We start from the raw sequence: 14,802 nt of genomic DNA on the forward strand, positions 1-14,802 counted from the left end.
TATGGATTTTATCAAGATAAAAGACCTAGAAGTCTATGCCAACCATGGACTTTTTGAAGAAGAAAATAAACTTGGCCAAAAATTTTTAATTAGTGCAGAAATTGGGATGAGTTTTAGGGACTGTGCCATAGAAAAAAACCTAGACAGGTCCATTGACTATGGAAAGTTGTCCCATGAACTTTATGATCTTTTTAAAAATGAAACTGAAGATTTAATTGAGACTCTTGCCTATAAGATGACAAAATTCATCTTTGATAACTATGAAATGGCAGAAACTGTTGACCTCACAATAAAAAAACCCTGGGCCCCAATTAACCTTCCCCTAGATACAGCATCGGTTCGCTGCAAGAAGAAGAGAAGGGACTACTATATTGGGATTGGGACAAATCTTGGAGATAGGGAAGGCTATATTAAGTCTGCCCTAGAAAAAATGGAAGTAGCAGGCCTTAAGGTCCTGGAAAAAGCTTCTATTATAGAAACCAAGGCTTGGGGCAAGACTGACCAAGGAGACTTTTTAAATACAGTTGTAAAGGTGTCTTCCTATGAAGATCCCCACGACCTTCTTCACATTTTACAAAAAATTGAAATTGACCTAGACAGGGTTAGACATGAAAAATGGGGAGCAAGGACAATTGATTTGGATATCCTCTTTATAGATAGGGAAATCCACTACACAGATGAGTTGATAGTACCTCATCCCTATATCGCAGAGAGGGAGTTTGTCTTAGAATCCTTAAATGAACTTATGCCAAACTACTTTCACCCTATTTTAAATAAAAAAATAAGTAAGCTTTATGAAGAAGTGAAAGATGAAAAATAAGAGGGCAGGTTGCGGCTGCCTTATGATTATCCTGGCATTTTTGGGAATTATCTTTTTTATGGGACTCTTAATAAAATCAACTTCAGAAAAAAGAGCCCAAGAAGAGATGAATTACAGACAAGCCTATATTGAGGATACAGAAAAATTGGCCACAAGGATGGCTAAAAAACATGGCCTTTTCCCATCTGTAATGATGGCCCAGTCTATCCTTGAGTCCAACTGGGGAAGGTCTGAGCTTTCCCAAGAATACAACAATTACTTTGGCATAAAGGCAGTAAAAAGGGACCAAGGCATAGTCTTTGAAACTGAAGAATATGTTGAGGGACAAAGTGGAAGATACATGGAGAACTTCAAGAAGTACTCCTCCAAGAAAGAGTCCTTTGAACATTATGCCAAGCTCCTTACAACAGCCAAGAGGTATGAAAAGGTAAAGACTGCCAAGGACTACAAGGAAGCAGCCAAGTATATAAAAGAAGGCGGCTACGCAACAGACCCTTCCTACGCAGAAAAAATAATATCAGTCATAGAAAAATATGGGCTGGATAAGTATGACGAGGTGACCAATTGACAAAAGATAAGAAAGAATGGCTAAAAACCAGTATAATAATCATTATTCTCTCCCTAGTTTTTCTTGTATTTAAGTACAACAAGTTAGATACAGGAAGTTTTATCCAGGTTTTTAATTTTAAAACTCTGGCAATCCTACTGGGGATAGTGTCTCTATCAACCCTGGTTGTCTTCTTTTTTGTAGATGAAAAAAGATACAAGGACACAAAATCAGTTTTCATTTATATGGTGATTTTAATGATTTTATTTTCTGCTATATCCTATTTTAGGTATAAAAATCTTACAGGACTTAGCCAGGATGATCTTTTAATCATAGAAAATGACCTAAAGAAAATGTTTATAAACCTTGGAATCTACATGTTTGCTTTCTTTGGAACTATGCTAATGTTAAGTAAGAACGACAAGGTTGCCGAAGAAATTGAAGCAGAAAAAGAAGAAGCCAATAAAAACATGAAAAAGATAAAAGGCAATAAAAAGAAAAAGAAGAAAAAATAAGAAAGAGGAGAAAAATTGAACAAAAAAACATCTAACATAGTCCTCATAATATCAGCAATAATTCCCTTTGGACTCCAGTTCTCTGGTCTAGAATCAGAACTGGGCAATGGTTCTGTTATTTATTCAATAATGTGGGCCATTGTAAACTACCTATTTATGATGACAGCAGTGGACTTCATATCAAAGTACAAGGGAATCCTAAAGCTTGAGGACCTAAATATAAGAAAGAAGACTTACAACTTAAATATCTTTGTCTACATAGGATTTTTGATTTTTGTAAACATATACTTTTTCCAACAAATGTATGTGAGAGACAACAAGGTCATTAATTTCTTGGCAAACCCATTATTCTTAATTGGACTATTTTTACTATTTATATACAACCTACAAAATGGTAAGTTCCCAAATAGAGAAGACAAGGACACAATAATCTACAATATTCCCTCTAAATCATCTTTTAGAGATGGAAAGGACAGGCTTGGAACAGTTGTGGGATCCTATGGCAAGGGCCTTGTAATTGGTAACCACCACTTCCCTTATGAAGACATGAAATCTATTTCCAAGTCAAAAAATAATGAAATCGTAATAAAGGGTAAGGAAGGCTCAAAGAACTATATAGTTAATATTGGGTCGCTAAACTCTGCAAATCAGGCAATTATTGAAATTAATAAGGCCTTAAATGAAGGGAAAATTGACGAGAATAAAATAAATTTAAAAAAGATAAAAAACTTTTAGGAAAACATTGACAAATTAACTTTAGTCCTCTATACTATAAGTAAGCTAGCTAGAGAAAACAAATTGGTAACTAAGAAAAGGTGATTCCAATGACAAGTTTTATTTTATCCCGCAAGGGAAAGGTAGCAAAGTACCTCATTTGAAAGTAGCTTAGTGCTAAAGGTTGAATGCTTAATTTAAGAGGTATAGAGCTATAGTTACATAACAATTGAAAATTTTAAAATCAAGAGATCCAAGTGGGTCTCTTTTTTGTTTTACTTAATTTTTAAATTATTGAGAAGTTTGGTCTTTTAAAACTTTCTATGAAAATTAAAATAAAATTTATTTACTATTAAAAATTAGATTTAATATTTTATAGATTACTAGAAAATTTTTTATTAGTGGAATATCTTTTGGCAAGATAAAATAAAACTAAAATTATTTTTAATTAAAAAATTAACAAAATTAGTAATAAAGCTTGATGCAACCAAAAGTTGCGGCCTATTTGCTTGTTGGGTTCATACTTTTTTGTTATATTGAAGCTAGATGTTACTTTTATTTTAAGTCTTATAAAATTTTATAAGTCTTATAAAATTTCAAAAGCTATATAAAAAAGTGACTTAATAATAAAAACGTCGATAAATATAAATCTCTAGTTTATAAAAAGGATAAGGATAAAATAAAATTTTAAAAATAGACTTGTTGATTATAATTAACTTCCCTAGTCAACAAATGTAGATAAGATAAGAAAAATTGTGGATAAAAAACAAAAATTAACTTAAAAAAATAGCTAATCTAGTAATAATTTAAGAAAAAACCGAAGTAAAATAATTTTATAAAGAAAGTCTATAAAAAATTTATAAAAAACTTGACAAAATAATTTTACGGGGCTATAGTGTAAATATAAGGTATATACACTATAGATTAAAAAAGATGAAATATTATTAATTAAGTTTTATATGAAATTTTTAATCATAAAGACTCTAAAGACATTTATATAGAGATATAATTAAAAAAATTATAAAAATTTAAATAATTTAGACAAAGATCTTTTTTATAAAATAGATTATTAAAGAAAAACACAAAATAAAAGGCAAAATACAATAATAAGTCAGATTAAGAATAATATATTCTTATATTGACACTTCGTAATCCATGCAAGTAAGCCATTTTGTAATAGTCTTTTAGTTGAAATGATTTTTCTTTTATAATACAATAAAGGACAAATAGGAGGTATATTATGAAAAAGAAAATTTTAACTATTTTTCTTGTACTTATTGCAGCCATAACACTTGGTGCTTGTAGTGCAAACACAACAGCCTATCTAGACGCATCCCAAAAGGTAGCAGACTGGAAGGGCTCAAAAGTTTCTGGACAACTTGAATACAATGTTGAAGTAAAAAATCCTGAAACTCAAGAAGTAATGAAGATTAACTTCCCTGTAAGTCTAAAGGGCGAACAAGTGGGAAAAGACAAGGCCCACGTTGTAATGAATATGGACTTCTCAAAGTTCAAAAAAGAAATTGCAAAAATGTCAGATAACCAAGAAGAAATTGCTGGCCTTAACAAGGACGTGCCTGATGTTATCAAGATGGACCTTTATGTAAAGGGCAATGAAGTTATCTTTTCAAAGGACATCTTTGCACTTGGAAACGACTCCTTCAAGGACATCAAGGAAGACTACATCTCAATTGCAGATGAAGAAAATGGTCTTTCACCAAAGGCTGCCCAATACTTTAATTCAGAAGAATTTAAGACTGACCTAATCAATCTAATGAACCTTGCAACAAAGGACATAAAACAAGAAATTGACTTCAAGGTTGAAGGCAACACTTACACATTAGATGCAAGCAGTGACGCTATAATTGATGAATTCATAAAGTCAGCTGATGGCGTTATGAAAAACTGGGACGCAGTTTCAACATCTGCCCTAGCAATCATTGACAAGGCTGGCCTTCCAATGGATGAAGAAGAAAGAAAAGACTTCAAAGAACTTAACAAGGAATACAAGGCAGAAGACCTTAAAGAAGCAGCTAAGGGCATAAAAGAAATGATCAAGGGATCAAAAATTTCTCAAAAGACAACTTTTGAAGAAAACAAACTTGTCCAAGACCTAGCAATGCAAGTTAATGTTGCAGACTTCGTAAAAGTTTCTGTTAAGGGAAAAATGGACACTGTAAAAGATGAAAATGTAAAAATTAACTTCCCAACTTCAGTTAAAAAATTAACTACAGAAGAATACATGAAGTTAATTATGCCAGAAGTAAGTCTTGTAACAGTAAGAGTAAATGGCGAAGACATCACTTTTGAAGATCCTGAAGCTCTTCCAAAGATTATGAATGACAGAACTATGCTAGCAGCTCGTGCTTTCTATGAAAAAATTGGCGCAAAAGTTGATTGGAATGGAAAAGACAGAACTGTAACAGTTACAAAAGATAATGATAAGATTGTTTTAAAAATTGACTCTAACAAGGCCCTTGTAAATGGAAAAGAAGTTGCACTTGACTCTCCAGCAGTTATTGTCAAGGACAAGACTTATATCCCAGTTAGATTCGTATCTGAAGCCTTTGGTTATAAGGTTAAATACGACAAGAACGAAGGAATGCCAATAGTTGACATCTTTAACATGACTGAAAAAGAATTAGAAGCTAAGCTTGCAGAAATCGAAAAAGAAGATAACTACAAGATGATTGCTTCAATGAAGTCAACTGGCCAAAAAGATGAAGAAATTGTTGAAACTTTAAAAGAACTTTATGAAGGCGAAGAATTAGAAAAAATCCTTGCAGCTAAGGCTGAACTTGACAAGAACCCTGAACTTCTAAAGAAATACCAAGAAGAAAACAAAAAAGAATTGGAAGAAATTTTAGGAGAAGACAAGGAAGAAGTTAAAGAAGCTGACAAGAAAGAAAATAAAGAAGTTAAAGAAGAAAAAGTAGCTGAAAAGACAGAAAAATCTGCTGAAAAAGTAGCAAAAGTTCTTTTCTCAGTTGTAAAATAAGTTAAAAATTATCCCAAGAGCAAGCCTCTTGGGATTTTTTGTATTCAAAACACATATTAATTTTAACAAGGAAGCCAAGTCAGGCTTCTTTTTTTATGAGTCTAGCTTGAAGTGAGTTTTTATATAAGATAGGTTGTAAAATAAAAAAAGTCACAGCTTTATAATAAAAAACAAATTATTAAGATTATTTTTTCTCCACTTTAAAGCTATTTATAAAATTTTGTTTATGATAATATATAGTAGTATTTGAAAAATTATAAATAAAAATTCTACTATATGGAGGATTTATGAAAATATTAAAAAGAGATAAGAGAGAGGTTGATTTCGACCATTTAAAGATAAAAAATGCCATCGAAAAGGCCTTTGACTCTGTGGGAAAAGATTATGTTGATTCTGTAATAGGCGCCTATGCCCTTGATATCAAGGAAAGCTTACTAAAAAACTATGATCCAAAGAATCCTCCAACTGTTGAAGAGATTCAGGACCTAGTTGAGCTAAAGCTAATTGATGAAAAGGAAATTGAAGTTGTAAAGGCCTACATCCTTTACAGGAATAGACACTCTGAAGAGAGACAAATCTTGGACAAGTTCGCCAACTATATCACTGACGACAAGGTCCTAAAGATTTTGAAGTTTGTGAGAAAGAACTACGACCCAAAGGTTTACGAGCTTGAAAAACTTTACAAGAAGTTTGAATCCTTTGTGAAGAAGGACCAAAGTCAAGACGCCTACCTTTCTGAAATTATTAAGGCGGCAAGTGAACTTACTGACAAAGATGCTCCTAGGTGGGAATTTATTGCAGCCCTCTTCTTGAATTACGACCTTGAAAAGAAAATCAAGGCCAATCTAGAAGAGTTTAAGATCAATAATTTCTACGAAAAGATTGTCTTCTTAACTGAAAAGGGTCTTTACGGCGAATATATTTTAGAAAATTATTCTAAGGAAGAGATCCTTGAACTGGAAGAATATATTGATAATTCAAGAAACCATCTCTTAAATTATTCTGGTCTTGACCTTCTAATAAAGAGATATGTTATAAGGAGCCACGACGGCAGGTTTGTGGAATCTATCCAAGAGATGTTTATGGGGATTGCCATGCACCTTGCTATACCTGAGGAAAACAGGATTTACTGGGCCAAGAAGTTCTACGACATTTATTCTAGCCTAAAGGTCACTGTTGCCACGCCAACTATGTCCAATGCTAGAAAGCCTTACAATCAGCTTTCTTCCTGCTTTATTGACACAGTACCAGACACTTTAAAGGGAATTTATCGTTCTATTGATAACTTTGCCCAAATTTCTAAGCACGGTGGTGGAATGGGGCTTTACTTCGGCAAGGTTCGTGCCACTGGTTCTGACATCAGGGGTTTCAAGGGAGTTGCTGGTGGCGTTATAAGATGGATAAAGCTTGCCAATGACACTGCTGTTGCTGTTGACCAATTGGGAGTTCGTCAAGGTTCTGTTGCTTGCTATCTTGATGTTTGGCAAAAGGACGTCCCAGAATTTTTACAACTTCGTACCAATAATGGTGACGACAGGATGAAGGCCCACGACATCTTCCCTGCTATTTCCTATCCAAATTTATTCTTTGAATTGGCAGAGAAGGACATCAATGCAACTTGGTATATGTTTGACCCTCACGAAGTCCTTGCAAAGAAGGGTTATGCTCTTGAGGACTTTTACGGCAAAGAATGGGAAGAAAAATACAGGGAATGTATTGAAGATGAGTCTATCTCCCGTCGTGAGATGTCTGTCAAGGACCTAGTTAGACTTATTATCAAGTCACTTACAGAAACTGGAACGCCTTTTGCCTTCTACAGGGACAATGTAAACGAGATGAACCCTAACAAGCACGTTGGCATGATTTATTCTTCAAACCTTTGTACAGAAATAATGCAAAATATGTCTGCCATTGAAACTCTAGAAACTACAATAGAAACTGAAGATGGGGACGAAGTTATTGTGACAAAGACTAAGCCAGGTGACTTTGTTGTTTGTAACCTTGCTTCTCTTGTGCTTGGAAATATTGACCTTGAAGATGACAAGGAGCTAAAGGATATTGTTGCAACTACAGTAAGGGCTCTTGACAATGTTATCGACCTAAACTACTACCCAATCCCTTATGCCAAGGTGACAAACAGGAAGTACAGGTCCATAGGTCTTGGAACTTCTGGCTACCACCACGCCCTTGTTAAGGCTGGCATGGCCTTTTCTGACATAGATGAGCACTTGAAGTGGGCAGACGACCTTTATGAAAGGATCAACTTCCACGCAGTTACTGCTTCTATGGAAATTGCCAAGGAGAAGGGATCTTATGAATTCTTTGAAGGCTCTGATTGGGAAAATGGAAACTACTTCGACCTTCGTGACTACAAGGATGAAAAGTGGAACAAACTTAGAGAAGATGTGAAGGCAAATGGACTTAGAAATGGCTATATAATGGCCATTGCCCCTACAGGTTCAACTTCGATTATTGCCGCAACAAGTGCAGGAGTCGACCCAGTTATGAATAGGTACTTCCTAGAAGAGAAGAAGGGATCAATCCTTCCTAGGGTGGCACCAGACCTAACTCCACAAACTTTCTGGCTATATGAAAATGCCCATGAACTTGACCAAAATTTTGTAATTGAAGCTGCTGCCATTAGGCAAAGGCACATTGACCAGGCTCAGTCCATTAACTTCTATATAACAACGGACTTCACAATGAGAAAGATCCTAAACCTTTATATCAAGGCAGCCAAGGAAAAGTTAAAGTCAGTTTATTATGTGAGAAGTAAGTCTTTAGAGGTTGAAGATTGCGACTATTGTGCATCATAAAATATTGATATGTCACAAATTTTTATGAAGTCACAAATATTTATAAAGTCGTGATTTTTTGTGAGGTCACAGATTTTTGTTAAGTGATAAATATTTATAAAGTCATAGATTTTTGCAAAGTCCTAATTTTTTGCAAGGTCATGATTTTTTAAAAAGTCATAAAATTTTATAAAGTCATAAATTATTCTAAAATCGTAAAAATTATTAAAGGAGGAAATATGCAACTTTCAAAAAGAGGTCTCTTTAATGAAAAGGGAGACATTGAAACTTCCAAGAGGAGGGTCATCAACGGAAACACCACAAACCTAAATGACTTCAACAACTTGAAGTACAGCTGGACAAGTGACTGGTACCGTCAAGCCATGAACAACTTTTGGATACCAGAAGAAATTAATCTTTCCCAAGATGTGAAGGACTACAGGGAACTTGATAAACATGAGAAGACTGCCTACGACAAGATCTTATCTTTTTTGATTTATCTTGATTCGTTGCAAACTGCTCAAATTCCAAAGCTACAATCCTATGTAACGGCAAATGAAATCAACCTTTGCCTTTCCATCCAGGGTTACCAAGAGTCCATCCACTCTCAGTCCTATTCCTACATCTTGGATACAATTTGTTCGCCAGAAGAGAGGGAAGAAATCCTCTACCAATACAAGGACGACGAAGTCCTCTTAAAGAGGAACAAATTTATTGGGGACCAATACCAAGACTTCTACGAAGATGAGAACTTGGACAACTTTATGAAGGCCCTAATTGCCAACTATATTCTTGAAGGAATCTATTTCTACTCAGGCTTCTCCTTCTTCTACAATCTTGGAAGGATGGGCAAGATGCCTGGCACAGTTTCTGAAATAAGATACATCAATAGGGACGAAAACACCCACCTTTGGCTCTTCAGGAGTATTATACTTGAGATGAAAAAGGAACATCCAGAGATATTTACAGATGAGAATATAAAGAATTATAAAGAAATGCTTAAAAAGGGTGTTGAGGAAGAGATTGCTTGGGGTAAGTATGTCATAGGCGATGAAATTAAGGGTCTCAATGAAAAAATGATTGAAGATTACATCATGTACCTTGGCAACTTGCGTTCTAGAAATCTGGGTTTTGGCAACCTATTTGATGAAAATATCGACGAGCCAGAATCAATGAAGTGGGTTAGCGAATACTCTGATCCTAACCAAATTAAGACAGACTTCTTTGAAGCAAGACCATCTGCATATTCAAAATCTTCTGTAATTGAAGACGACCTTTAATAAGAAAGAGATTTAAGCCGGATTTTTATCCGGTTTTTATTTTTAAAAAATTCATCCCTTAAGGAGGTTTATAAGATGGAAGACAAGGACAACAACAAGAGACCCAAGTATAATTTACTTAGGTACTACTTAATATCAATCTTGGCAGTCTTTGCCCTAAACTGGCTAATTTTGCCAATGGTGACACAAAATAGAATGGAGACTTCTTCTTATTCAGACTTTAGGAATAACTTGAGCCAGAATAAAATCGAAGAGGTAAGCTTTAAGCAAGATCAAATCCTCTACAAGCTTAAGGACGACAAAAAAATCTACAAGACTGGGAAGATGGAAGATCCAGAAATAGTTAAGGACCTTGAAGAAAAGGGTGTTGAGTATTCTTCTGAAATACCAGAAAAGCCAAGTCTATTTATGAACTTTGTTATGACTTGGGGATTCCCAATCCTACTATTCTTCTTGCTACAAAGGGCAATGACTAAGAGGATGCAAAACCTTAGCGGTGGCGGAATCCTTGGTGGCGGAAAGAAAATTAAAAAGTATGAACCAAGTGGCGAAACTGTAGACTTCGATGATGTTGCAGGCCAAGAGGAAGCGGAAGAGTCCCTGGTGGAAATTGTGGACTACTTAAAAAATCCAAAAAAATACACAGACATTGGGGCCAAGTGTCCTAAGGGAGCTCTATTAGTTGGCCCTCCAGGAACTGGTAAGACCCTACTTGCCAGGGCTGTAGCTGGAGAAAGTCACGTTCCCTTCTTCTCCATAGCAGGTTCTGAATTTGTGGAGATGTTTGCAGGTCGTGGAGCAGCAAAGGTTAGGGAACTCTTTGAAGAGGCAAAGAAGAATGCCCCATGTATAATTTTTATTGATGAAATTGACACAATTGGTAAGAAGAGAGATGCAGGTGGATTTTCTGGCAACGACGAAAGAGAACAAACTCTTAACCAACTCTTGACTGAGATGGACGGCTTTGACGGCAACATTGGTATTGTAATGCTTGCTGCAACTAATAGGCCAGAGATCCTTGACCCGGCACTTTTAAGACCGGGAAGGTTTGACAGGCAAATAAGAGTTGAGCTTCCAAGTCTAAAGGACAGAATTGCAATCCTAAAGGTTCACGCAAGGTCCTACAAGATGGAAGAAGACATTGACTATTCACTTATTGCAAGGTCAACTGCTGGTGCCTCAGGTGCCCAACTTGCAAATATCTTAAACGAAGCTGCCCTTCGTGCAGTTAGGATGGGCCAAGACAAGGTTCGTCAAGAGGACATCCAAGAGTCCATAGAAGTTGTAATTGCAGGTGCTCAAAGAAAGCAAGATATACTTTCTCCAGAAGAAAAGAAGAGGGTGGCCTACCACGAAATTGGTCACGCCCTTGTTGCAGCCCTACAAACTGGGTCTGAACCTGTGGAAAAAATTACAATTATCCCAAGGACTTCAGGAGCTCTTGGCTACACAATGCAGGTGCCAAAGGATGAAAAGAATCTCTACACAAGAGAAGATTTAATCAACCACATCACAACTCTTTGTGGTGGACGTGCAGCAGAAGAAGTTATCTTTAACGAAGTTTCAACTGGCGCTGCCAACGACATTGAAAAGGCAACAGAGACTGCAAGGTCCATGATTACCCAATATGGTATGGCTGATGAGTTTGGCATGGTTAAGTTCCAAGACTCTGGCTCAAGATACATGGGCGACAATGGAAACATGAACTGTTCTGAAGAAACTAGGAAAGAAATTGATGACCTCATGGTGAAGATTGTTAAATCTGCCCAAGACAATGCAAGAAAATTAATTGCAGACAACAGGGATGCCATGAAGGAACTTTCTGAATTCTTGTTAGAAGAGGAAACAATAACTGGCAAGCAGTTTATGGAAATCCTATCAAAGTACAAGAACTTTGATGAAGAATAAGATTATATAAGAAGGTGGCTTGGAGCCGCCTTTTTTTGTTTTCATAAATTTTTCAAGGGTAAAACTAATTATAGTTAGAAAAAATTTAGAGAAAGAAAAGGAGATGAATATGGGATTATTAGTAGAAGGTAAATGGGTTGATCAGTGGTATGACACAGAGTCAACTGGAGGAAAGTTTGTGAGAAAGGACTCATCCTTTAGGGACTGGATAACAAAGGACGGAAAAATAGATGACGAGGACAGGAAGGCCTACCCAGCAGAAAAGGGAAGATACCACCTTTATGTTTCACTAGCTTGTCCATGGGCAGCAAGAAACCTAATGGTTAGGAAACTCAAGGGACTAGAAGACATAGTTGGTCTATCAATTGTGAGCCCTCTTATGTACGATAAGGGTTGGACCTTTGGAGACTATCCAGGTGCAACAGAGGACAAGGTCCATGGCTTTAAGTGCCTTCATGAACTTTACACTCATGTGAAGCCCGACTACACAGGCAGGGTAACTGTGCCAGTTTTATATGATACTAAAGAAGAGAAAATCGTAAACAATGAATCTTCTGAAATAATTAGAATCTTCAACCATGCCTTTGACGATTTGGGGGCAAAGGAAGGCGACTTTTATCCAGAAGACCTTAAAGATGAGATAGATGAGATAAACGACTTTGTCTATGACAGGATCAACAACGGAGTTTACAAGGCAGGCTTTGCAACTAAGCAAGAAGTTTACCAAGAAGAAGTGAAAAATGTATTTGATGCCCTAGATAAAATCGAGGAAATCTTATCAAAGAATAAATATTTACTTGGGGACAGGTTTACAGAAGCAGACATAAGACTCTTCACAACCCTAGTACGTTTTGACCCAGTTTATTTTGGTCACTTTAAGTGCAACATCAGACCCCTAACTTCTTATGAAAATATTTGGAGATACACAAGGGAGATTTACAACATGGAGGGTCTGGCAGAGACAGTGGACTTAGACCACATCAAGACCCACTACTATATGTCACACGACTTGATAAATCCAAACAAGATAGTGCCAGTGGGTCCAGAGATAGACTTCTCACTTTAAAGAGAACTAAAAATTTAGAACTATTGCAAATTTAAGAATATAATAAAAAAAAATAATCCTAGGTTTTTTATGCCTAGGATTTTTCTATTTACCAAGTATTATTAACTTATTTATCAAGTTTTGAAATTATTTGTGCCACTTCTGCCCTTGTTAAGTTTGCCTTAGGTGAGAACTTGTTGTTAGATGTTCCACTTAGGATTCCCTTGTTAGCTAGGAATTCAACTTCGCCAAAGGCCCAGTCAGAGATTTCCTTTTCGTCGTCAAAGACAATTAATTGTAGAGTTGTAACATCATCGCCCATTAGTTTTAGATAAGATCCCAAAATGTAGGCCATCTCTTCACGAGTTATGTTTTCCTTAGCCACAGGCTTAGATGTCTTAGGAAGAAGTTTATTTTCCACAGCCCAATTCATGTATTCTGTGTAGAACTTGCCTGCTTCGATGTTCTTGTCCTTAACTTCAGCGTATTTCTTTGTGTCAACTTTTCCAAGTCTGCCTAAGATAGTGATAAATTCTCCTCTAGTGATTTTTTCATTTGGAGAGAACTTAAGGTCAGATGTGCCAACCATTAACTTCTTGCTGATGGCATCAATAATAGGTTTTCTTGCCCAGTGGTCAATTAAGTCAGCCTTAGAAACTTGTGAAAGTTCTTTTTGTAGTCCCTTTTCTAGGTCAAAGACTTCTTTTTCCCATTCCATTGTCTTAGCAGTAGAGAATTCTGCTGCCTTAGCCTTATCCTTAGAGTAAAGTTCAATCCATTCCTTTTCAACTTGAGGAAGGTCTTTCATGATCTTAGCTTCAAAGTCTGTAACAGTCTTTCTTGTTGATTCGCCAAGGGCTTCCCTGTTGCCAGAAACTAAATCATTTACAGATGAGCCAACCCAGTAATAAGAGTTTGGATCGTAAACTGGAGAATCATTTTTTGCTTCAGGAGTAGAGTCGTTGATGTCAGGGAAAATTGGAACCCAAGGAATATTAAGTGGGCTTCCTAGAGTCATCCACATAAGACCTGGAGCTTCCTTTGGATAGCCTTCCTTGATTTGGAAGATGTGGGCTTGCATTGTGTTAATAGATCCAATGGCTCTCTTGTATTTATTAGGGTCTGCCTTTCTTTCAGCCCTATTGTCTGATGCAATGTAGTCACTTCCTTCAAACCTATTTCTAAATACATTTAGAGCGTGAGTGATGTCAATTTTTTCACTGCCTTCTGACAAGTCATTTAACAAGTCAAATCTTTCTGCATCGTAAGGAACTTTTGAGTTAGGGTCAAGGTCGTGGATACCAGACCAAACTCTTGAACGTGATGAGTCTGCAATTTCTTTTGGACCATAAGATCCTGCCATGTCCATAAGGCCGTCAGCAGTTTCCTTATAAGTCTTTGCCTTCTTTGCAACTTCAACAATGTCCTTAGATGCAATTACATTTTCCTTGTCATTAAGGTCAACTCCACCTAGCCAATAATCGTTAGGGAAGATACTAAACTTGTCAGCAGGATATTTAATGGCAACATATTGGTGGCCAGTGTAAATTTCCATGTACCAAACTTCGTCTTGGTCGCCAAAGGCAACAATGTCGCCCATGGATGCACCTTGTTCATCAATAGTTTGTGCAAGAAGTTCAATTGCACCCCTAGCTGATTTTGCGTGAGCAAGTAAGAAAGTTGTCATGCTGGCTTCGTTGACACCATCTTTTACAAAAGGATCAGCCTTTAAAACTTCTTCTGATGGGTCAGCAGAAACTGTACAGAAAATTCCTACGCCCGCTTCGTTGTAACCTGCTGCATCATAGACACCTTGTTCCATTTCTTTAGGCTTCTTGGATGAGTCTGGAGTTGAGAAGAACTTCAAGGAGTCTTCCTTGTGGATGTAGGTAAAACCATTGTTGACGTCAACTAACTTGTCGCCCTTTTTAATTTCTCCACGTGGGTGAGTTACAAGTCTCATAGTCCTATTTCTTTCGTAGTCTTCAGTCCTTCCAAAGATAAAAGAACCATCAGTAGTTAGGTCCTTGCCGACAATAATACCAGTGCAGGCAAAAGTTGGAACAGCCATGGATAAAACCATGCTAGATGCAAGGCCTGCAATCAATAATCTCTTCTTGCTATTTTTCATAATTACCTCCCTGCCCTCATTAGTAAAATGTTTGCTTTCTCTATAAATG

10 protein-coding genes are annotated in these 14,802 nt (G+C 36.4%); 9 read left to right on the forward strand and 1 reads right to left on the reverse strand.

What is annotated here, in order from left to right:
- Nucleotide 1 precedes the first annotated feature (1 nt).
- The 9 genes from folK (at nucleotide 2) to DRZ96_RS04015 (ending at nucleotide 12,643) form a co-directional block, all read left to right on the forward strand.
- Nucleotides 2-820 (forward strand): 2-amino-4-hydroxy-6-hydroxymethyldihydropteridine diphosphokinase, encoded by an 819-nt coding sequence (folK, locus tag DRZ96_RS03975; RefSeq protein WP_112889655.1) that lies wholly within the window; start codon nucleotides 2-4, stop codon nucleotides 818-820.
- On the forward strand, nucleotides 810-1,388 hold the full coding sequence (locus tag DRZ96_RS03980) for a glycoside hydrolase family 73 protein (protein WP_112889656.1): 579 nt from the start codon (nucleotides 810-812) through the stop codon (nucleotides 1,386-1,388). The genes folK and DRZ96_RS03980 overlap by 11 nt, the downstream gene beginning before the upstream one ends.
- Nucleotides 1,385-1,882 carry a hypothetical protein gene (locus DRZ96_RS10505; protein ID WP_112889657.1) on the forward strand — a complete coding sequence of 166 codons (498 nt, stop codon included), beginning with the start codon at nucleotides 1,385-1,387 and terminating at the stop codon, nucleotides 1,880-1,882. The genes DRZ96_RS03980 and DRZ96_RS10505 overlap by 4 nt, the downstream gene beginning before the upstream one ends.
- A gap of 15 nt (nucleotides 1,883-1,897) precedes the next feature.
- Nucleotides 1,898-2,617, forward strand: a complete 720-nt coding sequence (locus DRZ96_RS03990; RefSeq protein WP_112889658.1) for a hypothetical protein — start codon at nucleotides 1,898-1,900, stop codon at nucleotides 2,615-2,617.
- 1,219 nt (nucleotides 2,618-3,836) lie between these two features.
- Nucleotides 3,837-5,594, forward strand: a complete 1,758-nt coding sequence (locus DRZ96_RS03995) for a copper amine oxidase N-terminal domain-containing protein (RefSeq protein ID WP_112889659.1) — start codon at nucleotides 3,837-3,839, stop codon at nucleotides 5,592-5,594.
- 287 nt (nucleotides 5,595-5,881) lie between these two features.
- A complete protein-coding gene (locus tag DRZ96_RS04000) occupies nucleotides 5,882-8,410 on the forward strand; it encodes a ribonucleoside-diphosphate reductase subunit alpha (RefSeq protein WP_112889660.1) in 2,529 nt (842 codons plus the stop codon).
- A 218-nt stretch (nucleotides 8,411-8,628) separates the two neighbouring features.
- Nucleotides 8,629-9,669 carry a ribonucleotide-diphosphate reductase subunit beta gene (locus DRZ96_RS04005; RefSeq protein WP_070701517.1) on the forward strand — a complete coding sequence of 347 codons (1,041 nt, stop codon included), beginning with the start codon at nucleotides 8,629-8,631 and terminating at the stop codon, nucleotides 9,667-9,669.
- Nucleotides 9,670-9,744: 75 nt separating this feature from the next.
- Nucleotides 9,745-11,577 (forward strand): ATP-dependent zinc metalloprotease FtsH, encoded by a 1,833-nt coding sequence (ftsH, locus tag DRZ96_RS04010; RefSeq protein WP_112889661.1) that lies wholly within the window; start codon nucleotides 9,745-9,747, stop codon nucleotides 11,575-11,577.
- Nucleotides 11,578-11,686: 109 nt separating this feature from the next.
- A complete protein-coding gene (locus DRZ96_RS04015) occupies nucleotides 11,687-12,643 on the forward strand; it encodes a glutathione S-transferase family protein (RefSeq protein WP_112890570.1) in 957 nt (318 codons plus the stop codon).
- 106 nt (nucleotides 12,644-12,749) lie between these two features.
- Here the strand turns inward: DRZ96_RS04015 and DRZ96_RS04020 are convergent, their stop codons facing one another.
- Entirely contained in the window at nucleotides 12,750-14,753 is a 2,004-nt protein-coding gene (locus DRZ96_RS04020) for a C69 family dipeptidase (protein ID WP_112889662.1), read from the reverse strand.
- Nucleotides 14,754-14,802: the final 49 nt, after the last annotated feature.

Origin of the sequence: Peptoniphilus harei (assembly GCF_900454685.1) — a bacterium.
GTDB classification, from domain to species: domain Bacteria; phylum Bacillota; class Clostridia; order Tissierellales; family Peptoniphilaceae; genus Peptoniphilus_A; species Peptoniphilus_A harei.